This window comes from Kineococcus gurbantunggutensis, from assembly GCF_050871925.1.
Taxonomy (GTDB): Bacteria; Actinomycetota; Actinomycetes; order Actinomycetales; family Kineococcaceae; genus Kineococcus.
The window spans coordinates 18,813-40,234 of record NZ_JBJLSG010000036.1 but is presented as its reverse complement, the minus strand read 5'-3'; the positions used below and the strand labels follow the sequence as shown (position 1 = coordinate 40,234).

Here is a 21,422-nt window from a genome sequence, read left to right as displayed (position 1 = left end):
GCCGCGGGGCCCCGGCCCGCCCCCGCCCCGCCCCCCGGCCCCCCCCCCCCCCCCCCCCCCCCCCGCCGGCGGGCGCTCAGCGGGCCCGGAAGTCGGCCTTGCGCAGGGTGGCGTGCACCCCGACGGTGCGGTCGACGACCTGGGAGACGTGGAAGTCGCCCGCGGCGCTGAGGTAGGCGTACGCGACGGGCCCGGGCACGCCGAGGTCCTCGGTGAGGAACCACATGGCGTTGCGCACCGCGTTGCGCACCGCCTCGTCGAGGTCGGTGCCGTTGCCGCCGCCCTCGGGGCCGTCGGGGTCGGACAGGCCCATCGGGATCCAGTGCTCGGGGGTCTCGGCGAAGGGGTGGTCCCGCGCGGCCAGCGGGGCGCCGTCGCCGGGGCGCACCACCGACAGGCGCACCGTGGCGCGCAGCGAGCCCTCCATGGCGGTCAGCGCCACCTCGCCGTGGCCCTGCGCCATGTGCGGGTCGCCCACGAAGAACATCGCGCCCGGCACCTGCACGGGGAGGTAGAGGGTGGAGCCGACGACGAGGTCCTTGACGTCCATGTTGCCGCCGGCCGTGGTGGGCGGCACGGAGTCGACCATCGCGGAGGTGTCCCGCGCGACGCCCATCATCCCCAGGAACGGCGCCAGCGGGAACCGCGGCGAGACCGGGCCGGGCATGACGCCGACGAGGTCGCCGCCGGAGGCGGCCACGGAGGTGAAGACGCTGACGTTGCCGCCGACGTTGAGGTACTGCGCCACCGCCGGGTCGCCGCGCCACAGCTCGGGCAGCTCGCCGGGCAGCGCGCCCTTGCCGTGCCGGTTGGAGATCACCCCGTAGGGCACGCGCAGCGCCAGGTCCAGGACCTCCACCTTGAGCACGTCGCCGGGCTCGGCGCCGGCCACGGCGACGGGGCGGGAGACGACGTGCGGGCCGGGGCCGTCGTGCGCGACGCGCGCGGCGATCTCCACGGCGTCGCCCAGCACGTCGTGCTCGGCCACCCCGAAGGAGGTGAAGTAGCCCAGCGGGTCCTTGCCCTGGTCCTCCAGCAGGCCCTCGTGGGAGACGGTGTCCAGGGTGACGACGTCCCCGGAGCGCACGACGGCGACCGGCTCGGTGCCCCGGTTGGGCAGGTGCCCCCACAGGACGTTGCCGGCGCCGGAGTGCACGTAGGTGCCGGTGCGCGGGCCGCGGTCGCGCTGCAGGGTGCGCACGGGGCGGGCGCCGGGGCGCGGGCGGGCGGCGGCGGCGTCGGCGGCGGACAGCGCGGCCGCCGGGACGGACAGGCCCGCCGCCGCCTGCAGGAGGGAGCGGCGACGGGGGTGCGGGGTGCTCATGCCCGCACCCCAGCACCCCCGCGTTTCACGGCGGTCTCCCCGGCGTTTCACAGGCGTGACGGCCGGGCGCGGGCCTCACCAGCCCGCGGGCAGCGGGCGGCCCTCCTCGTACCCGGCCGGGGACTGCAGGCCCACCACGGCGCGCTCGGCGAACTCCGCGACCGTGCGCGCGCCGACGTAGGTGAAGGAGCTGCGCACCCCGGAGGTGATCTGGTCCAGCAGGTCCTCCACGCCGGGGCGGGCGGGGTCCAGGTGCATGCGCGAGGAGGAGATGCCCTCCTCGAACAGGCCCTTGCGGGCGCGCTGGAACGGGGAGTCGGCGCGGGTGCGGGCGGCCACGGCGCGCGCGGAGGCCATGCCGAAGCTCTCCTTGTAGGCGCGCCCGCCGGCGTCCACGGCCAGGTCGCCGGGGCTCTCGTGGGTGCCGGCGAACCAGGAGCCGACCATGACCTGGCTGGCTCCGGCGGCCAGGGCGAGGGCCACGTCGCGCGGGTGGCGCACCCCGCCGTCGGCCCACGCGTGCCCGCCGGCCTCGCGGGCGGCGGCGGCGCACTCCAGCACCGCGGAGAACTGCGGGCGGCCCACGCCGGTCATCATGCGGGTGGTGCACATCGCGCCCGGGCCCACGCCGACCTTGACGATGTCGGCGCCGGCGGCGATCAGGTCGCGCACGCCGGCGGCGGTGACGACGTTGCCGGCGACGACGGGCACCTGCGGGTCCAGCCCGCGCACCGCGGCCAGCGCCTCGAGCATCTTGTCCTGGTGGCCGTGGGCGGTGTCCACCACCAGGGTGTCCACGCCCGCCTCCAGCAGCGCCTTGGCGGTGCCGGCGACGTCGCCGTTGATGCCGACCGCGGCGGCCACGCGCAGCCGGCCGGAGGCGTCCAGCGCCGGGGCGTACACGGTCGAGCGCAGCGCGCCCCTGCGGGTCAGCGCCCCCACGAGCAGGCCCCGGCGCACCACGGGCGCGAAGCGGCGCCGGGCGGTGTGCAGCACGTCGAAGGCGGCCTGCAGCCCGTCGCGCTCGACGGCGTCGGCGTCCAGGGTCACCGGCGAGGGGCTCATCACGGCGCCGACCTGGGTGAAGCGGTCCACGTCGGCGCAGTCGGCGGGGGTGACCACGCCGAGCACGTGCCGCTCGTCGTCGACGACGACGGCGGCGCCGTGGGCGCGCTTGGGCAGCAGGTTCAGCGCGTCGTGCACGGTGTCGGTGGCGTGCAGCACCACGGGGGTGTCGAAGACGGGGTGGCGCTCCTTGACCCAGGCCACCACCTCGCCGACCACGTCGACGGGGATGTCCTGCGGCAGCACCGCGACCCCGCCGCGGCGGGCGACGGTCTCGGCCATGCGCCGGCCGGAGACGGCCGTCATGTTCGCCACGACGACCGGGACGGTGGTGCCGGTGCCGTCGGCGGTGGCGAGGTCCACGTCGAGGCGGGAGACGACCGAGGAGCGCCCCGGCGCCAGGAAGACGTCGTTGTAGGTCAGGTCGTGGGCGGGCCGCTGACCCTCGAGGAAGCGCACCCCTCCAGGGTAGGCGCCCGGCCGGGCCCGCTCCCGCCCCGCGGCCCCCGCCCGCGGCGGGTGCGGGGCCGGGGCGTGGCCGGGGCGGGAGCGGGTCGGATCGGGTGGAGGGCTCGTGCACGCGCGGCCCGCTCCCGGTCCCCTCCCCGGCGGGCGGCCTACCCTCGCTGCCATGAGCACGGGCCCCTCCACCGCCGGCAGCCCCGCCGGTGCCGCCTCCCCCACCCGCACGGCCGTCGTCGTCGAGGACGAGCCGACGATCGCCGACGCCGTCGCGCGGCGCCTGCGCGCCGAGGGGTACGTGGTGGAGACCGCCGGCGACGGCCCCGGCGGCGTGGAGCTGTGCGAGCGCACCCGGCCCGACGTGGTGGTCCTGGACGTGATGCTGCCCGGCTTCGACGGCCTGGAGGTGTGCCGCCGGGTGCAGGCCTCGCGGCCGGTGCCGGTCCTCATGCTCACCGCCCGCGACGACGAGACCGACAAGCTCGTCGGCCTGGGCATCGGCGCCGACGACTACATGACCAAGCCGTTCTCGATGCGCGAGCTGGTGGCCCGCGTCAACGCGCTCGTGCGGCGCGTGGAGCGCGCCCGCCAGCTCGTGGGCGCCCCGGCGGAGGCCGGGGCCCTGGTCTTCCCCGTCTCCGGCGGGGAGCTGGTGGTCGACCGCGCCCAGCGGCGCGTGCGGCGCTCGGGCACCGAGGTGCACCTGACGCCCACCGAGTTCGACCTGCTGGTGTGCCTGGCCGCCTCCCCGCGCACCGTGCTCACGCGCGAGAAGCTGCTGGAGGACGTGTGGGACTGGGCCGACGCCTCCGGCACCCGCACCGTCGACAGCCACGTCAAGGCGCTGCGCCGCAAGCTGGGCGCGGACCTGGTGCGCACCGTGCACGGCGTCGGCTACGCCTTCGAGCCTGGCGAGGGGCGGGGGGCGGAGGGCTCCCCGTGAGCGGCGGCGAGCGCGGCTCCGGCCCGGCCGAGCCCACCGGTGCCGGCACCGGCAGCGGCACCGGCCTGACCGGCCCGATCCCCATGACCGGCGCCGCGCGCGACGCCCGGGTGCGCGCGCGCACCGGGGCGCTGGCCGACGGCGCCCGCACCGCGGCGCGGCGCGGCTGGCCGGACGTGCGCCCGCTGGACCCGGTGCACTCGCTGAAGACGAAGCTGGCGCTGCTGGTGGCGGCCTCGGTGACGGTGGCCTCGCTGCTGGTGTGGGCGGGGCTGCGCATGGACTGGCTGCGCATCGGCCCGCGCTACACGCTGCCCATCGCGATCGTCGTCACGCTGGTGTTCACGCAGCTGCTGGCGCGCGGGATGACCTCGCCGCTGCGGGAGATGACGGCGGCGGCGCGCGCGATGGCCACCGGCGACTACTCCCGGCGGGTGCGCTCCACGAGCAACGACGAGGTCGGCGAGCTGGCCGACGCCTTCAACCGCATGGCGCAGGACCTGGAGGCGGTGGACCGCGAGCGCCGCGAGCTGGTCGCCAACGTCAGCCACGAGCTGCGCACGCCCGTCTCGGCGCTGCACGCGGTGATGGAGAACCTCGTCGACGGCGTCACCGAGCCCGACGGCGAGACGCTGGGCACGGCGCTGGCGCAGACGGAGCGGCTGGGGCGCCTGGTGGAGCAGCTGCTGGACCTCTCGCGCCTGGACGCGGGGGCGGTGTCGCTGGACCGCGAGGAGCTGGCGCTGGAGCCGTTCCTGGAGCAGGCGACGCGGGCGATGTCGATGACGGGGCGCGACGTGCGCTACGCGGTGGAGGTCGACCCGCCGGGCCTGGCGGTGGACGTGGACTCCGCGCGCCTGCACCAGGTGGTGGCCAACCTGCTCGACAACGCCTCGCGGCACTCCCCCGCCGGCGGGACGGTGCGGGTGTCCGCGCACGCGGCGGGCCCGGTGGTGCGCATCAGCGTGCAGGACGAGGGCCCCGGCATCGCCGACGCCGACCGCGAGCGGGTCTTCGAGCGCTTCCAGCGCGGCAGCGCCCGCACCGACGGCGGCACCGGCCTGGGCCTGGCGATCGCCCGCTGGGCGGTGCAGCTGCACGGGGGCACGATCCGGGTGGGCCCCACGCCCCCCGGCGGCGGCTGCCGCATCGACGTGCACCTGCCGCGCGAGGTGGCGCCCGGCCGCTGAGGGGCCGCGCGCACGTCGTGCACGTCACACCGCGTCGCCCGGCGGTCGCGCGGTGTCGTTCCGCGGCCGTGGAGCGCGAGGGATAGGGTGGAGCCGCGCCCGCGTAGCCCGATATCGAGGAAGAAGGCGACAACGCCGTGCCTCAGCAGCCCTCGCCCCACGAGGACAAGCTCGCCACGTTCGGCCCGAACGAGTGGCTCGTCGACGAGCTGTACGAGCAGTACCTGAAGGACAAGCACTCCGTCGACGAAGCCTGGTGGGACTTCTTCGCCGACTACACCCCCGCGGACAACCCCGCCGGCTCCACGACCGCCGGCCCGGCGGCGAACGGCTCGCCCGCGCAGGCCCCGCCGAACGGCGCGGCGAACGGCGCCCCCGCGACGCCGGCGGCCCCGGCGCAGGCCCCCGCCGCGCCGGCCCCCGCCGCCGCGCAGGCCCCCGCTCCGGCCCCGGCCCCCGTGCAGCAGGCGGGCGGGCCCGCCCCGGCCCCCGCGAGCACCCCGGCGACGGTGCCGGCGGGCGGCGGCACGGCCGCCAAGGCCCCCACCCCCGCCCCGGGCGCGCCCGCGCGGGCGGGGGCCCCGGCCTTCCCCGCGAGCGACACCGGGGAGATGCTGCGCGGGCCGGCGGCGCGCGTGGTGGCGAACATGGAGGAGTCCCTCGAGGTCCCCACCGCCACGAGCGTGCGGGCGGTCCCGGCGAAGCTGCTGGTGGACAACCGCATCGTCATCAACAACCACCTCAAGCGGGCGCGCGGCGGCAAGGTCTCCTTCACCCACCTGATCGGCTACGCGGTCGTCGAGGCGCTGGCGGCGATGCCGTCGATGAACGCGGCCTACGCGCTGGACGAGAAGGGCAAGCCCGCCGTCCTGCACCCCGCGCACGTCAACCTGGGCATCGCGATCGACCTGCCCAAGCCGGACGGCTCGCGCCAGCTCATGGTGCCGGCGGTCAAGGAGTGCGAGACCAAGGACTTCGCGGAGTTCTGGGCGGCCTACGAGGACGTGGTGCGCCGCGCCCGCGGCGGCAAGCTGACCACCGAGGACTTCGCCGGCACGACGATCAGCCTGACCAACCCCGGCACGATCGGCACGGTGCACTCGGTGCCGCGCCTGGTCAAGGGCCAGGGCGCCATCGTCGGCGTGGGCGCGATGGAGTACCCGGCGGAGTACCAGGGCGCCAGCGAGGAGACCCTGACGCGCCTGGCCGTCAGCAAGGTCATCACGCTGACCTCCACCTACGACCACCGCATCATCCAGGGCGCCGGCTCCGGGGAGTTCCTGCGGATCGTGCACGCCAAGCTGCTCGGCGAGGACGGGTTCTACGACCGCGTCTTCCGGGCGCTGCACATCCCGTACCAGCCGATCCGCTGGACCTCGGACATCTCCGTCTCGCACGACGACCAGATCAACAAGACCGCGCGCGTGGTCGAGCTGATCCACGCGTACCGGGTGCGCGGGCACCTCATGGCCGACACCGACCCGCTGGAGTACCGCCAGCGGGTGCACCCGGACCTGGAGATCGAGTCGCACGGCCTGACGCTGTGGGACCTGGACCGCGAGTTCCCCACCGGCGGCTTCGGCGGCAAGGCGCACATGCGCCTGCGCGACGTCCTGGGCGTGCTGCGCGACTCCTACTGCCGCACCGTCGGCATCGAGTACATGCACATCCAGGACCCCGAGCAGCGCCGCTGGATCCAGGACCGGGTGGAGCGCCCGTACAACAAGCCCAGCGCGGCCGAGCAGCTGCGCATCCTGCGCCGCCTGAACGCCGCCGAGGCGTTCGAGACGTTCCTGCAGACGAAGTACGTGGGGCAGAAGCGCTTCTCCCTCGAGGGCGGCGAGTCCGTCATCGCGCTGCTGGACGCGCTGCTCTCGCGCGCGGCCACCGAGGGCCTGGACGAGGTGTGCCTGGGCATGGCGCACCGCGGGCGCCTGAACGTGCTGACGAACATCGCCGGCAAGAGCTACAGCCAGGTCTTCCGCGAGTTCGAGGGCGTGCAGGACCCGCGCACCGTGCAGGGCTCGGGCGACGTGAAGTACCACCTGGGCACCGAGGGCACCTTCACCGGCGAGGACGGCGAGCAGACGAAGGTCTACGTCGCGGCCAACCCCTCGCACCTGGAGGCGGTGGACCCCGTCCTGGAGGGCGTGGCGCGCGCCAAGCAGGACCGGCTGAACAAGGCCGGCGCCTCCTTCCCGGTGCTGCCCGTGCTGCTGCACGGCGACGCCGCCTTCGCCGGCCAGGGCGTGGTGGCCGAGACGCTGAACCTGTCGCAGCTGCGCGGCTACCGCACCGGCGGCACCGTGCACGTGGTCATCAACAACCAGGTCGGCTTCACCACCGCGCCGGCCTCGGCGCGCTCGTCGGTGTACGCCACCGACGTCGGCCGCATGATCCAGGCGCCGATCTTCCACGTGAACGGCGACGACCCCGAGGCGTGCGTGCGGGTGGCGCAGCTCGCGTTCGAGTTCCGCCAGGCGTTCGACAAGGACGTCATCGTCGACATGGTCTGCTACCGCCGCCGCGGCCACAACGAGGGCGACGACCCCTCGATGACGCAGCCGCTGATGTACAACCTCATCGAGAAGAAGCGCAGCGTCCGCAAGAGCTACACCGAGCAGCTCATCGGCCGCGGCGACATCTCGGTGGAGGACGCCGAGGAGGCGCTGCGCGACTACTCCGCCCAGCTGGAGCGGGCGTTCGCCGAGACCCGCGAGTCCGGCACGGGCGAGGGCGGCGACGGCCGCGGCGGGCTGGAGCGCCCGCGCGCGCAGGAGGCCGACGACCGGGCGCCGGTGTGCAGCCGGCCCACGGCGGTGGACGCCTCGGTGCTGGAGCACATCGGCCGCGTGCAGGCCAACCCGCCGGAGGGCTTCACCGTCCACCCCAAGCTGCGCCAGCTGCTGGACAAGCGCGAGCAGATGTCGCGCGAGGGCGGCGTGGACTGGGGCTGGGGCGAGCTGCTGGCCTTCGGCTCGCTGCTCATGGAGGGCACCCCGGTGCGCCTGGCCGGGCAGGACTCCCGCCGCGGCACGTTCGTCTCGCGGCACGCGGTCCTCACCGACCGCGTCACCGGCGACGAGTGGACCCCGCTGCTGTACCTGGGCCGCGAGGGCGCCGAGCAGGCGAAGTTCTGGATCTACGACTCGCTGCTGTCCGAGTACGCCGCCATGGGCTTCGAGTACGGGTACTCCGTGGAGCGCCCCGACGCCCTGGTGCTGTGGGAGGCGCAGTTCGGCGACTTCTTCAACGGCGCGCAGACCGTCATCGACGAGTTCATCGCGGCCGGCGAGCAGAAGTGGGGCCAGCGCTCCTCGGTGGTGCTGCTGCTGCCGCACGGCTACGAGGGCCAGGGCCCGGACCACTCCTCCGGCCGCATCGAGCGCTTCCTGCAGCTGTGCGCCGAGGACAACATGACGGTCGCGGTGCCCTCGACCCCGGCCAGCTACTTCCACCTGCTGCGCCGCCAGGCGTACGCCCGCCCGCGCCGGCCGCTCATCGTCTTCACCCCGAAGTCGATGCTGCGCCTGAAGGCCGCGCAGTCGGCGGTGGAGGACTTCACCTCCGGCACCTTCCGCGAGGTCGTCGGCGACGAGGGCGGCCTGGACGCCGCGGCGGTGGACCGCGTGCTGCTGTGCAGCGGCAAGGTCTACTGGGACCTGCTCGCCGAGCGCACCAAGCGCGGCGACCGGCGCACCGCGATCGTGCGGGTTGAGCAGCTCGCGCCGCTGCCGGTGGACGCGCTGCGCGAGGTGGCCGGCACCTACGCCGACGCCGAGCTGGTGTGGGTGCAGGAGGAGCCGGCCAACCAGGGCGGCTGGCAGCACGTGGCCATGCACCTGTACGGCGAGCTGGGCGGGCGCCTGCGCCGCGTCTCGCGCCCGGCGTCGGCCTCCCCGGCGGCCGGTTCCGCCAAGCGCCACCAGGCCGAGCAGCAGCAGCTCGTGCGCGAGGCCTTCGACCGCTGACGCGCCCGCGCCAGGACGCCCCCGCCGCCCGCCCGGGCGGCGGGGGCGTCCTCGTGCGGCGGCGCGCCGCCCGCGGGGGACTATCCTCGCTGGCGCACTCCCCCACCGACGACAGGAGCACCACGCCCGTGCGCGAGGACCAGCTGTGAACGGCCGTTACGACGTGCGGGTGTGCTTGGTGGGCGACGAGTTCGTGACCGGCGTGGGCGACCCGCGCGCGCTGGGCTGGGTGGGGCGCGTGTCGGCCCGCACGCCGCGCGAGGACCGCGACATCACCCTGTACCCGCTGGGCGTGCCCGGCGAGACGACCACCGACCTCAACGCCCGCTGGCGCGACGAGACCGCCCGGCGCTTCGCCGGCGGCGACGAGCACCGCCTCGTGGTGGGCCTGGGCCACGCCGACCTGGACGCGGGCACCACGCTGGCGCGCAGCCGGCTGAACCTGGCCAACGTGCTGGACGAGTGCGAGGCGCGGGGCCTGCCGACCCTCGTGGTGGGCCCGACGCCGGTGGCCGACGAGGAGCGCAACGACCGCATCGGGGACCTCGCCGACGCCTTCGCCGACGTCTGCACGCGCCGGCGCGTGTACTACGTGGACACCTTCAACCCGCTGGCCGGCCACGAGGACTGGTACGCCGACCTGGCCGCCGGCGACGGGGTGCACCCCGGCCAGGCCGGGTACGGGCTGCTGGCGTGGCTGGTGCTGCACAGCGGCTGGTACGACTGGCTGGGCGTGCCGCAGCCCTGAGGGCCGGCGCGCCCGGGCGGCGCGCCCGCGTCACCGCCGGTACCGGCTGCGCTCACGCGGCGGGGTCGTCCGCGGCGTCCGGGTGACCCCCCGCGCGGGGCGCGCCTCGCGGCGGGGCCGGCACGGTCCAGGATTGTCGGGTGCCGGTCATCGACGAGGTCCAGGACGTCGCCCGCGAGGGCGCCCGCGACGCGGCGCCCGGTCCCCTGCTGCTCGGGCCGCTGCTGCGGTACGTGGACGGCACCAGCGCCAGCGTGTGGGTGGAGACGCGCGCGCCCGCGGCGGTGCGGGTGGAGGTGGACCTGCCCGGCGGGGGCACCGGGGGCGGCAGCACCCGCACCCTGGCGCTGCACGGGCACCACTTCGCCCTCGTCGTCGTGCGCGGCCTGCCCGCCGGGCGGCGGCTGCCGTACCGGGTGCTCGTGGACGAGGGCGCCGGCGAGCGCGCCGCGTGGCCGCCGCCCGCGCCGGGCTGGTCCTGGCCGCCCAGCGAGATCCGCACCCCGGCGCCGGGGGCGGACCTGCGGCTGGGCTTCGGCTCGTGCCGGCGCGCCGGCGACGACGGGGCGGAGTCGGTGCGCCTGGTGGGCGTGGACGCCCTGAGCGCCCTGGCGCGGCGCATGGTCGACGAGCACGGCGCGGAGGAGCGCTGGCCGGACCTGCTGCTGTTCGTGGGCGACCAGGTGTACGCCGACGACCCCACCCCCGCCACGAAGGAGCGCCTGCGCGAGCGGCACCGCACCGGCCCGGACGCCGGCGGGGACGTGCGCGAGGAGATCGGCGACTTCGAGGAGTACACCTGGCTCTACCACGAGACGTGGGGGCCGGAGGCGGTGCGCTGGCTGCTGTCCACGGTGCCGACCTGCATGCTGCTGGACGACCACGACCTGCGCGACGACTGGAACACCTCCGACGCCTGGCGCCGGGAGGTCTCCCGGCAGCCGTGGTGGCGCGACCGCGTCGCCGGCGCCTTCGCCAGCTACTGGGTCTACCAGCACCTGGGCAACCTCTCCCCCGACGAGCTGGACACCGACGACCTGCTCGCCCGGCTGCGCGCCGAGCCCGACGACGCCGCCCGCGACCGCCTGCTGGACGCCTTCGCGCTGGGCGCCGACGCCGACCCCCCCAGCGCCCGCTGGAGCTTCGCGCGCGACCTGGGCCCGGCGCGGCTGGTCGCGGTGGACTCGCGCTGCGCGCGGCAGCTGGAGCCGGGGCGCCGGCGCATCACCGACGAGGCGGAGTGGCGCTGGGTGCGCGAGCAGGCCCTGGGCGCCCAGGACGCCGGCCGCGGGGACGGGCCGGCGCGGCACCTGCTGCTGGCCACGACGCTGCCGGTGTTCCTGCTGCACGGCGTCCACCACGCCGAGGGCTTCGACGAGGCCGTCGCCGACGGGGTGTGGGGCGCCCGGGCGGCCGGGTGGGCCGAGAAGCTGCGCCAGGCCGCGGACCTGGAGCACTGGTCGGCGTTCCGCACCTCCTTCGCGGACCTGGTGCGCCTGCTGGCCGACGTCGGCGAGGGCCCGCGCCCGCCCGCCAGCGTGCTGGTGCTCTCCGGGGACGTGCACTGCAGCTACACCGCCCGGGTGCGCCTGCCCGGGGCGGGGCCGGGGGCCCCCGCGGTGCACCAGCTGGTGATGTCGCCGTTCCGCAACCCCCTCTCGCGCGGGGTGCGGGCGGCCAACCGGCTGCTGGACTCGCGCCCGGCGCGGGCCCTGACGCGCGCGCTGGCCGCGGCGGCCGGGGTGCGCGAGCCGGCGGTGTCCTGGGAGGTGGAGCGCGGGCCCTGGTTCGCCAACGGCGTCATGACGGTGGTGCTGGGCCGGGACGGCACCGCCGACGTGGAGGTGGACCACGCCGTGCTCGAGGGCGGGCGCCAGCGGCTGCGGCGCACCCTGCGCGACCGGCTGAGCGCACCCGGGCGCGAGCGTGTGACGTCTGCGTAACAACCTCCGGCGGCGGGCACCGGGGTGCACGGGGCACCGCCGCCGTGGTCCACACTGTGCAGGCTCACCACGACTCCGGAGGTCACCAAGTGCTCCTGCGCACCCCTCGCCGCTCGGTCCTCGGCGCTGCCGGCACCCTCGCCCTGGGCGCCCTGGCGCTGGCCGGCTGCGGTTCCGACTCGCTGTCCACCGGCTCGGGCTCGGCCTCCCCCTCGGCGTCCGGCTCCAGCGCCGCCGCCTCCGCGGTCTCCGCCGACGCCGCCCTGACGGCGATGCTGCCGCAGTCGGTGCGCGACTCCGGCGTGCTGCGCGTGGGCACCAACGCCGAGTACGCGCCCAACGAGTTTCTGCGCGGCACCGAGGTCGTCGGCATGGACGTCGACGTCATGGACGCCGTCGCGGCCAAGCTCGGCGTGCGGGCGCAGTACGAGAACGCCTCGTTCGACTCGCTCATCACCGGCGTCAGCGCCAACCGCTACGACGTCGCGATCTCGTCGTTCACGATCAACGACGAGCGCAAGCAGCAGGTGAACATGGTCCAGTACTTCAACGCCGGCACCCAGTGGGTGGTGCGGGCGGGCAACCCCGAGGGCCTGGACCCGGAGAACGCCTGCGGCCAGCAGGTCTCGGTGCAGACCGGCACCACGCAGGAGCAGGACGACCTGCCCGCGCGCCAGCAGGCCTGCCGCGACGCCGGGCGGCCGGAGATCCAGGTGCTCACCTTCGACTCCCAGGAGGACGCCACCGCCGCCCTGGTGCAGGGCCGCGTGCAGGCGATGCTCGCCGACTCGCCCATCGCCGCGTACGCCGTGCAGCAGACCGGCGACCAGCTCGAGCTGGCCGGCGAGATCTACGACGCCGCCCCCTACGGCGTCGTCGTGCCCAAGGACCAGCCGCAGACCGCCGAGGCGGTCTCGCAGGCGCTGGCCGCCGTCGCCGAGGAGGGCGCCTACGAGGCGGCCCTGGCGAACTGGGGCGCGCAGGACGGCGCGGTGACCGACTTCCCCGTCAACCCGTGAGCAGCGGGCACGACGGCCCCGCCGGCCCCGGCCCCGGTCCCGGCGCCGCGGGCCGGGACGGGCGGGACGGGCCGGGCGGGCCGGAGCGCCCCGGGCGCGTCGACGCCGCCGAGGTGCGCCACCCCTGGCGCTGGGTCGCGGTGGCGGTCATCGCGGTGCTCGTGCTCATGCTCGCGCACCTGCTGGTGACCAACGAGAACTTCGACTGGGCCTTCACGCTGGAGGCGATGAACCAGAGCATCGTCATCCGCGGGTTCCTGGTGGGCACGCTGCTGACCACCGTGTGCGCCATGGTGATCGGCGTGCTCGGCGGGGTGCTGCTGGCGGTGCTGCGCCTGTCGGACAACCCCGTGCTGCGCGGGGTGTCGTGGGTCTACACGTGGTTCTTCCGGGCCGTGCCGCGCTACGTGCTGCTGACGTTCGTCGGCGGCCTGGGCGCCCTGTTCGCCACCGGGTTCTCGATCGGCGTGCCGTTCGACTTCCTGCTGACGCAGTGGTTCGGCACCCCGGAGCTGCGGCTGCTGACGGTGGACCAGCAGCGGGTGTACGCGCTGCTGGGCGGCGTGGTCGGCGGCGTCCTGGGCCTGGGGCTGTCCGAGGCCGCCTACATGGCCGAGATCGCCCGCGCCGGCCTGCTCAGCGTGGACCGCGGCCAGCACGAGGCCGCCGAGGCCCTGGGCATGACCAAGCGGCTGGCGATGCGCCGCGTCGTGCTGCCGCAGGCGATGCGCGTCATCGTGCCGCCCACCGGCAACGAGGTCATCGCGATGCTCAAGGACACCTCGCTGCTGGTGGCGATCCCGGTCAACGCCGAGCTGTTCTTCCGCCTGGGCCAGATCAAGAACCAGACCTACGAGGTGGTCGCCACCAACATGGCCGCGATCCTGTACTACCTGCTCGCCACCAGCGTGCTGATGGTCGGCCAGTACTTCCTGGAGCGCCGCTTCGGGCGCGGGTTCGGCGCCTCGGCCAAGGGCGCCGGCCCGGTCGCGGCCGGGGTCTCCCTGGGCGCGGGGGGCTCGAAGTGAGCGCCGCGGCGGGCGAGCCGCTGGTGCGCGCCCTGAACGTCCACAAGTCCTTCGGGCACGTGGAGGTGCTGCGCGGGGTGGACCTCGACGTGCACGCCGGGCAGGTCGTCTGCCTGCTGGGCCCCTCCGGTTCGGGCAAGACGACGTTCCTTCGCTGCATCAACTCCCTGGAGCGCATCGACGGCGGGCGCATCTGGGTCGACGGCGAGCTCGTGGGCCTGGAGGAGCGCGGCGGGCGGCTGCACCGGCTGACCGACGAGCGCACCGCGCGCCAGCGCCGCGACATCGGGATGGTGTTCCAGCGCTTCAACCTGTTCCCGCACATGACCGCCCTGGAGAACGTCGTCGAGGCGCCGGTGCGGGTGCGCCGGGTGCCCAGGGCGCAGGCGCGCGAGCGGGCGGCGGCGCTGCTGGAGCGCGTCGGGCTGGGCGACCGGGTGCACAACTACCCCGCGCAGCTCTCCGGCGGCCAGCAGCAGCGGGTGGCGATCGCCCGCGCCCTGGCGATGCAGCCCAAGCTGATGCTCTTCGACGAGCCCACCTCGGCGCTGGACCCCGAGCTCGTCGGGGAGGTGCTGGCGGTGATGCGCGAGCTCGCCGCCGAGGGCACCACGATGATCGTGGTGACCCACGAGGTGGCGTTCGCCCGCGAGGTCGCCGACCAGGTGGTCTTCATGGACGGCGGCGTGGTCGTCGAGCGCGGCGCCCCCGCCGAGGTCATCGGCGCCCCCCGCCACGAGCGCACCCGGGCGTTCCTGGCGCGCGTGCGCGACGCCGGCTGAGCGGGGGCCGGCTCAGCCGGCGGCGGGCGCGCCGGGGGCGGTGCCGGCCGGGGGCGCCACGACCAGCTCGCCGGACAGCGCCCGGGACACGCACGGCATCACCCACCCCGAGCGCTCGGCCACGGTGAGCACCAGGTCGCGGTGGTCGGCCTCGCCGGCCAGCAGCCGCAGCCGGCAGGTGCCGCAGGTGCCCGAGGCGCAGGAGGCGTCCACCGCGATCCCGGCGCGCTCCAGGGCGCTCAGCAGCGTGGTGTCCCCGGGCACCTCCACCCGCGCCCCGGTGGGCGCCCACACCGCGGTGAAGGGCACCCGGCGCCCGCCGAGCGCGTCGACGCCGGCGAAGTCCTCCACGTGCACGCGGCTGGGCCGCCAGTGCGCCGTCAGCGCCAGCACCTCGTCCACCAGGGCGCTGGGCCCGCAGCAGTACACGCGCGCGTCGTCGTCGGGCTCGGCCAGGTGCGGCCACAGGTCCAGCCGGCCGTGCAGGGCGCTGTGGTGCAGCACCGAGCCGTCGGCGGAGAACTCGTCGAGGAAGGCGGTCTCCTCCGGGCTGCGCGTCAGGTACAGCACGCGCACCTCCGCCCCGCCGCGCGCGCGCAGCTCCCCCACCATCGAGCGCACCGGGGTGATGCCGATGCCGCCGGCGATGAACAGGTAGCGCCCGGCGCGGCGCAGCGGGAACGCGTTGGCCGGCTCGGACACCGCCAGCTCGTCGCCGGGCCGGACGTCGTCGTGCATGCTCACCGACCCCCCGCGCCCGTCCGCGTCGCGCTGCACGCACAGCACGTAGCGCTGCGGGGCGCGCGAGCCCGGCTCGACGAGGCTGTAGCTGCGCCGGTGCCCGGCCGGGGTCGTCACGCCCACGTGGGCGCCGCTGCGGTAGCCCGGCAGCGCGGAGCCGGCGGGGTCCACCAGGACGAAGCGGCGCACCGAGGGCGTCAGGTCCTGCGCCTCGGCCACCCGCAGGCGCAGGTCCTCAGGCACGCACCGCACCGCCCACGGCCAGGGTGCCGCCGGTGAGCACCTCGACGTACAGGCCCATGTGCTCGTGGCCGTAGGTGCGCGCCAGCAGCTGCGGCACGGGCAGGTCCCGGCGGCCGGTGCCCGGCTCCACCTCGGTGGCCGCGCAGCGCACGGTGGGGAACGCCCCGCGCACCCGCACCCCGCCCAGGTCCAGCTCGGCGCCCACGAGGTCCAGCTCGCTCCAGGGGGGCAGGCCGTCGACGTGGACGTTGGCGCGGAAGCGCAGCGGGTCCACGGGCGCGCCGACCCGGGCGGCGAACTCGCGCACCGAGGCCAGGTTGAGCACCGAGACGAGCTCCATGGCCGCGTCCCCGCCGGGGGCGGTGTCGGTGAAGCGCCGGCCCTCCTCGTGCGCCCACACCGGGTGCACCCCCGGCGGCAGGTCCAGCACCCGCGCGAACAGCTCCAGCACCCGCTGCACGCCCTCGCCGGTGCGCAGGTCCGCGCGCAGCACCTCGTGCTCGCGCACCGCGACGGTGAAGGCGCCGGTGGCGGTGTCCAGGTGGGTGCGCAGCCCGGCCAGGCGCGCTTCGGAGACCAGGACGAAGAACTGCCGCTTGGAGACGCCGCGGCACAGACCGGGGGCGTACTCGCCGCCCGGGCGGGCCATCGCGAAGGCGCGGTCGTGCGGGAACGCGCGCCCGGCGCTCAACCGCACCTCGCGCAGCGGCTGCGGGCTCAGGCCCTTGACCGGGTAGACGTGCAGCGCCTCCACCCGGCCGGTCGCGGTGCTCACCGCGCCACGGTAGCGAGGCGCGGTGAGCACCGCGGCAGCGAGGCGGCGGCACCCCGCAGGCACCACGGAGGCACCCCGGCGGCGCGGTGGAGGCACCCCGGCGGCGCGGCGGAGGCGCCCCGGCGGCGCGGCGGAGGCGCCCCGGCTGCGCGGCGGCGGCGGGCCACTACCCTGCTCACCGTGACGAGCGTCCTGGGCACGGCGGGTGAGAAGCGGATCCTGGTGGCCGCTCTGGAGCGGCAGCGCCAGGAGGTGCTGTGGCGGCTGGAGGGCCTGGACGAGGAGCGCTTGCACCGCCCCGTCGCCGGCTCCGGCGCCTCGCTGCTCGGGCTGGTCAAGCACCTGGCCTCGCTGGAGTACGTCTGGCTCGGGCGCGCCTTCGGCCGCCCCAGCGACGAGGTGCCCGCCGAGGTCATCGCCGACGACCCGCAGGCCGAGTGGCGCGTGCACCCGTGGGAGACCGCCGAGGGGGTGCTGTCCTACTACGAGCGGGCCCGCGCCGCCTCCGACGCGGTCGTCGCGGAGCTGAAGCTCACCGACCGCGGCACCGGCCCGGACGGCGAGGCGGTCTCGCTGCGCTGGGTGCTCGTGCACCTGGTGGGGCTGACCGCCGCCCGCGCCGGCCGCGCCGACCTGGCGCGCGAGCAGCTCGACGGCCGCACCGGCGAGCGCCCGGGGGCCTGAGGGCCCCGGGGACCAGGCGGGGCGCCCCGAGCCGGGCGGCGCCCGGGGGTGAAGGTGGCGCCCGGGCCTGCCGATGGAGGCTCGTGAGCCCCTCCCGCGCACGGTCCCTGCGCTCCCAGCTCGTGGTCCCCGGTGTCGGGGCCGTCGTCCTCACCGCCGGGCTGCTCAGCGGCCTGAGCGCCTGGCAGGTCGGCGACCTGGCCGACGCCACCTCCGGCGACGTGCGGGCGATGTCCGAGCAGTCGCTGCGCGACGCCGGCGGGCAGGTGATGACCACCGTCGCCACCCAGTCCGCCGCCGTGCAGGGCAAGCTCGACGCCGACCTGCGGGTGACCAACGACCGCCTGCTGTCGCTGGGCGCCCCGCGCCTGGAGGGCTCGGCGACGTGGACGGCGACGAACCAGGTCACCAAGGAGGCCTCGCAGGTCACCCTGCCGCAGCTGCGCTTCGGCGGCGCGTGGCTGGGCCAGCAGACCGACCCCGCCGCGGCCGTCACCGGGCTGGACGAGGCGGCCCGCCTGACCGGCGCGGCCACCACGGTCTTCCAGCGCGTCAACGAGGCCGGCGACATGCTGCGCGTGGCGACGACCGTCGTGGGCGCCTCCGGCAAGCGCAACATCGGCACCTACATCCCCGCCGTCAAGGCCGACGGCGGGGCCAACCCCGTCGTGGCGGCCCTGGTGGCCGGGCAGACGTACCACGGCACCGCGACCGTGGCCGACCAGCAGTACGTCACCGTCTACCAGCCGCTGCTCGTGGACGGCGCCGTCGTGGGCGCGGTGTTCGTGGGCCTGCCGCAGGCCGACGTCACCGCCGACCTGCGCCAGCGCCTGGCCGCCTCCACCGTGGGCCGCACCGGCCAGTACGCGGTCTTCTCCAGCGCCGCCGCCTCCCGCGGCACGGCCGTCGTCGCCCCCGACGGGGCCGCCGACGGCGAGGCGATGCTCGAGGCGCGCGACGCGCACGGCGAGCCCTACGTGGAGCGCCTGCTGGAGCTGGCCGCGGACCTGCCCGACGGCGGGTTCACCACCACCACCGTGGACCTGCCCTCCGGCCGGCAGACCGTGGGCGTCTCGCGCTACGGCGCCTACGACTGGGTGGTCACCAGCTGGCTGCCGGAGGCGGACACCGCGGCCGTCACCGACCGCATCGCCGACGAGCGCGGCGCGCTGGTGCGCGACAACGTCCTGGCCGGCCTGGCGGTCGCGGCCGTGCTGGGCGTGCTCATCGCCGTGCTGGCGCGCGGGCTGGTGCGGCGCATCGAGCACCTCACCGCCGTGCTGCGGCGCGTGGCGGCGCGCGACCTGTCCGTGGACGCCACCGCCGACGAGCGCGCCGACGAGATCGGCGCGATGGGCCGGGCCCTGCGCGACGCGGTCACCGGCATGCGCGAGGCCGTCACCGCGATGAGCAGCGGCGCGCAGCGCCTGACGGGCACCGCCGCCGTCCTGGACGGCGCCAGCGCCCAGCTGGCCCGCACCGCCGACAGCACCGCCGGCGAGATCGGGCAGGTGGCCGGGGACGCCGGCGGCGTCTCCGAGGGCGTGCGCGACGTCGCCGAGGCGGTCGAGCAGCTGCGCGCGGCCGCCGACGAGGTCTCCTCCACCACCAGCGGCGTCACGGTCGTGGCGGCCGAGGCGGTGCAGCTGGCGCAGGCGGCCACCGGCACCGTCGAGCGCCTGGGCGGCTCCTCGCAGCAGATCGCCGACGTGCTGCGCACCATCACCGCCATCGCCGGGCAGACGAACCTGCTGGCGCTGAACGCCACGATCGAGGCCGCGCGCGCCGGGGAGGCCGGCGCCGGCTTCGCGGTCGTCGCCGAGGAGGTCAAGGAGCTGGCCCGCCAGACCGCGCAGGCCACCGAGGAGATCGCCCCGACGCTGACGGCGGTGCAGGCCGAGGCCGCCGCCGTGCGCGCCGACATCGACTCCATCACCCGCACCATCGCGCACATCGACGCCCAGCAGGCCACGATCGCCTCCGCGGTGGCGCAGCAGCTGGCCACGACCACCTCGATCGGCGCGACGCTGCAGTCGGCGGCGGCCAGCTCCGGCGGCATCGCCGGCGCCCTGTCGGCGACGGCGGGCTCGGTGGCGGGCACCACCGCGCAGGTCGGCTCCGTGCGCTCGGCGGTCACCGAGCTGGGCCAGGTGGCCGCGGACCTGGAGTCGGCGACCCGCCAGTTCACCCTCTGAGCCGCGCCCGCCGCCCGGGCCGGCCGCTCAGCGGCCCGGGCGGGAGGCGGTGCGCGCGGCCGTCGGGGAGAGGTCCGGCGGCGCGTCGAAGCGGCGCTGCAGCTCCAGGGTGACGGCGTAGCCGTAGACGGTCAGCGCGGTGAACACCCACAGCCACAGGCACACCGCCACCGCGCCGCCCACCTGCGTGTACCCGCCGAACGGCGAGCCGAGGTCGACGGGGATGGCCAGGAACAGCACGAAGCCCTGCAGGAAGCCGGAGACGAACGCGCCGGTGGCGTAGCCGCCCCACAGGCTGGCGCGCCACCCCGGCCGCACCGGCCCCAGGACCCGGTAGACGTACACCAGCACCGGGGAGACCACGAGCCAGTCCACGTTGAGGGCGACGTACACCGCGAGCACGGAGCCGGGCAGGCCGCCGGAGCCGAACCAGCGCACCAGGAACGGGGCGACCTCCAGCACCGCGAGGAACCCCACGGGCGCCAGCAGCAGCAGCGGCGCGGCGCGCAGGCGCACCCCCCACGCGCCGATGCGCCCGCGCACCGGCGCCGGGGGCGGCTCGGGGTGGCGCACGCTGACGCGGGCGAAGCCTCGGCGCAGGCCCTCCCCGTACACGGTGGCCGGCACGAGCGCGACGAGCACCGCCAGCCAGCGCACGTCCACGGCGGTGCGCACCAGGTCGCCGACGACCCTGCCCGCGCCCTGCGCGGTGGGCAGCGCCTGCCCCACGGCGTCGCCGAGCTCGACGACGCGGGCGGGCCCCAGCACCGCGGCGAGCAGGCGCACCGCGACGACCAGGGAGGGCACCAGGGCGATGGCGGCGTAGAACGTCACCCCGGCCGAGACCAGGGACAGGTCGTGCCCGTGCAGGCGGGTGCGCACGTCGGCGAACAGCGAGCGCAGCCACGTCACGCGCCCGGGGGCCCGGCGCCCGGCGGGGCCGGGGGCGGTGCTCACGCGCCGGCCGGGACGGCAGGGGCGCGGACGGCCGAGGAGGCGCGGGCGGCGCGGGCGGCGCGGGCGGCCGGGGCGGCGGGGACGGTCAAGGTCGTGGCGAGCGGGGCGCGGGCGCCGCGGTAGGCGCGGCGGTAGGCGGTGGGCGTGGTGCCCACCAGGCGCAGGAAGTGCTGGCGCAGCATGGCGGCGGAGGAGAACCCGCAGCGGCGGGCGACCTCGTCGACGCCCTCGTCGCCGTCCTCCAGCAGCAGCCGCGCGGCGCCCACGCGCTGCTCCAGCAGCCAGCGGTGCGGGGTCACGCCCGTCTCGGCGCGGAAGCGGCGGGCGAAGGTGCGCGGGGACATCGCCGCCGCGCGCGCCCAGCGGGCGACGTCCAGCTCCTGGTCCAGGCGGGCGGTGGCCCAGGTCAGCGCGCGCTGCAGCGACTCGTCGGCGCAGGGGCGCACGGGCGCCTCGACGTACTGGGCCTGCCCGCCGTCGCGGTGCGGGGGCACCACCATGCGCCGGGCGATCGCGGTGGCCACGGCGCTGCCGTGGGCCTCGCGCACCAGGTGCAGGCACAGGTCGATGCCGGCGGCGGTGCCGGCGCTGGTGGCGATCGGCCCGTCCTGCACGTACAGGACGTCGGGCACGACCCGCACGGCGGGGAACTCGCGCGCCAGCTCGGCGGCGTAGCGGTGGTGCGTGGTGGCGCGGCGGCCGTCGAGGTACCCGCCGGCGGCCAGCGTGAAGGCGCCGCTGCACAGGCTGGCGACCGTGGCCCCGCGCGCCAGCGCCGCGTCCAGGTGGGGCGCGAGCACCGCGGCCCCGGGCCCGCGCAGGCCCCGCGAGGGCCCGACGACGACGAGGTCGGCCGCGTCGACGCGCTCCAGGCCGTGGTCGGGGGTCAGGGTGAAGCCCTGCGCCGAGCGCACCGGGCGCCCGCCGGGCGAGCACACGGCGAAGTCGAAGGCGGGCACGCCGTCGCCGGTGCGGTCGATGCCGAAGACCTCGCAGGGGATGGCCGACTCGAAGGTGGAGAAACCCTCGCCGACGACCACGGCGACCGAGCGCAGGGGGTGCACGCGGCCAGTGTGCCAGCGCCCGGCGCGATTGGCAGGATGACGACGAACGTCGGCAGACCTGCCACTCCACGGCGGGGGTGCAGCGCGAGCACCCTCGGGGCGTGACCTCCTCCGACTGGTTCTGGCTCGCCGTCCTCCTCGTCCCGCCGCTGCTGGGCCCGCTGGCCTGGTTCTTCGGCGCCGACACCCGCGCCGGCGGCGGCTGGACGGCCGCCTCCTTCGACGAGGCGCCGCGGCCGGACCGCGCGCGCCGGCGCACCCCCGCCCGCTGAGGCGACCCGCGGCCCG

At 76.5% G+C, this 21,422-nt stretch carries 17 protein-coding genes; 11 read left to right on the top strand and 6 right to left on the bottom strand.

Translation table 11 applies throughout. The annotated features are described in order from the left end of the window. Nucleotides 1-76 precede the first annotated feature (76 nt). Together ACRYR7_RS09440 and ACRYR7_RS09435 are read right to left on the bottom strand one after the other, a co-directional pair. Nucleotides 77-1,324 (bottom strand): acetamidase/formamidase family protein, encoded by a 1,248-nt coding sequence (locus tag ACRYR7_RS09440; RefSeq protein WP_432571824.1) that lies wholly within the window; start codon nt 1,322-1,324, stop codon nt 77-79. 75 nt (nt 1,325-1,399) lie between these two features. Beyond that, nucleotides 1,400-2,848, bottom strand: coding sequence for a GuaB1 family IMP dehydrogenase-related protein (locus tag ACRYR7_RS09435; protein ID WP_432571823.1), 1,449 nt, complete (start codon nt 2,846-2,848; stop codon nt 1,400-1,402). Nucleotides 2,849-3,020: 172 nt separating this feature from the next. On the opposite strand from ACRYR7_RS09435, the gene ACRYR7_RS09430 reads away from it, so the two are divergent. The 8 genes from ACRYR7_RS09430 (at nt 3,021) to ACRYR7_RS09395 (ending at nt 14,475) form a co-directional block, all read left to right on the top strand. Further along, nucleotides 3,021-3,794 carry a response regulator transcription factor gene (locus ACRYR7_RS09430; RefSeq protein WP_432571822.1) on the top strand — a complete coding sequence of 258 codons (774 nt, stop codon included), beginning with the start codon at nt 3,021-3,023 and terminating at the stop codon, nt 3,792-3,794. Nucleotides 3,795-3,877: 83 nt separating this feature from the next. Then, on the top strand, nt 3,878-4,984 hold the full coding sequence (locus ACRYR7_RS09425; protein ID WP_432571827.1) for a sensor histidine kinase: 1,107 nt from the start codon (nt 3,878-3,880) through the stop codon (nt 4,982-4,984). A 137-nt stretch (nt 4,985-5,121) separates the two neighbouring features. Then, entirely contained in the window at nt 5,122-8,955 is a 3,834-nt protein-coding gene (locus tag ACRYR7_RS09420; protein ID WP_432571821.1) for a multifunctional oxoglutarate decarboxylase/oxoglutarate dehydrogenase thiamine pyrophosphate-binding subunit/dihydrolipoyllysine-residue succinyltransferase subunit, read from the top strand. 145 nt (nt 8,956-9,100) lie between these two features. Continuing rightward, entirely contained in the window at nt 9,101-9,703 is a 603-nt protein-coding gene (locus tag ACRYR7_RS09415) for a GDSL-type esterase/lipase family protein (protein ID WP_432571820.1), read from the top strand. 140 nt (nt 9,704-9,843) lie between these two features. Next, entirely contained in the window at nt 9,844-11,646 is a 1,803-nt protein-coding gene (locus ACRYR7_RS09410) for a DUF7800 domain-containing protein (RefSeq protein ID WP_432571819.1), read from the top strand. An 89-nt stretch (nt 11,647-11,735) separates the two neighbouring features. Then, nucleotides 11,736-12,665 (top strand): ABC transporter substrate-binding protein, encoded by a 930-nt coding sequence (locus tag ACRYR7_RS09405; RefSeq protein WP_432571818.1) that lies wholly within the window; start codon nt 11,736-11,738, stop codon nt 12,663-12,665. After that, on the top strand, nt 12,662-13,693 hold the full coding sequence (locus tag ACRYR7_RS09400) for an amino acid ABC transporter permease (protein WP_432571817.1): 1,032 nt from the start codon (nt 12,662-12,664) through the stop codon (nt 13,691-13,693). Before ACRYR7_RS09405 ends, ACRYR7_RS09400 begins: the two co-directional genes overlap by 4 nt. Continuing rightward, nucleotides 13,690-14,475 carry an amino acid ABC transporter ATP-binding protein gene (locus ACRYR7_RS09395; RefSeq protein ID WP_432571816.1) on the top strand — a complete coding sequence of 262 codons (786 nt, stop codon included), beginning with the start codon at nt 13,690-13,692 and terminating at the stop codon, nt 14,473-14,475. The genes ACRYR7_RS09400 and ACRYR7_RS09395 overlap by 4 nt, the downstream gene beginning before the upstream one ends. 12 nt (nt 14,476-14,487) lie before the next feature. On the opposite strand, the gene ACRYR7_RS09390 is transcribed toward ACRYR7_RS09395, so the two are convergent. Together ACRYR7_RS09390 and ACRYR7_RS09385 are read right to left on the bottom strand one after the other, a co-directional pair. Beyond that, entirely contained in the window at nt 14,488-15,459 is a 972-nt protein-coding gene (locus ACRYR7_RS09390; RefSeq protein ID WP_432571815.1) for a PDR/VanB family oxidoreductase, read from the bottom strand. Continuing rightward, complete coding sequence (locus ACRYR7_RS09385; protein ID WP_432571814.1) at nt 15,452-16,234, bottom strand: MOSC domain-containing protein; 783 nt, start codon at nt 16,232-16,234, stop codon at nt 15,452-15,454. Before ACRYR7_RS09385 ends, ACRYR7_RS09390 begins: the two co-directional genes overlap by 8 nt. 180 nt (nt 16,235-16,414) lie before the next feature. Between ACRYR7_RS09385 and ACRYR7_RS09380 the strand changes: the two genes are divergently transcribed. After that, entirely contained in the window at nt 16,415-16,918 is a 504-nt protein-coding gene (locus ACRYR7_RS09380) for a DinB family protein (protein ID WP_432571813.1), read from the top strand. Nucleotides 16,919-17,001: 83 nt separating this feature from the next. Next, a complete protein-coding gene (locus ACRYR7_RS09375) occupies nt 17,002-19,113 on the top strand; it encodes a methyl-accepting chemotaxis protein (RefSeq protein ID WP_432571812.1) in 2,112 nt (703 codons plus the stop codon). Nucleotides 19,114-19,140: 27 nt separating this feature from the next. Here the strand turns inward: ACRYR7_RS09375 and ACRYR7_RS09370 are convergent, their stop codons facing one another. Further along, the gene (locus tag ACRYR7_RS09370) at nt 19,141-20,070 is read right to left on the bottom strand and encodes a YihY/virulence factor BrkB family protein (RefSeq protein ID WP_432571811.1); all 930 of its coding nucleotides are present in this window, start codon (nt 20,068-20,070) and stop codon (nt 19,141-19,143) included. Next, nucleotides 20,067-21,134 (bottom strand): GlxA family transcriptional regulator, encoded by a 1,068-nt coding sequence (locus ACRYR7_RS09365; protein ID WP_432571810.1) that lies wholly within the window; start codon nt 21,132-21,134, stop codon nt 20,067-20,069. The genes ACRYR7_RS09370 and ACRYR7_RS09365 overlap by 4 nt, the downstream gene beginning before the upstream one ends. A gap of 101 nt (nt 21,135-21,235) precedes the next feature. Here ACRYR7_RS09365 and ACRYR7_RS09360 point away from each other — a divergent pair, with 101 nt between their 5' ends. Continuing rightward, complete coding sequence (locus ACRYR7_RS09360) at nt 21,236-21,406, top strand: hypothetical protein (RefSeq protein WP_432571809.1); 171 nt, start codon at nt 21,236-21,238, stop codon at nt 21,404-21,406. The last annotated feature ends 16 nt before the right edge of the window (nt 21,407-21,422 follow it).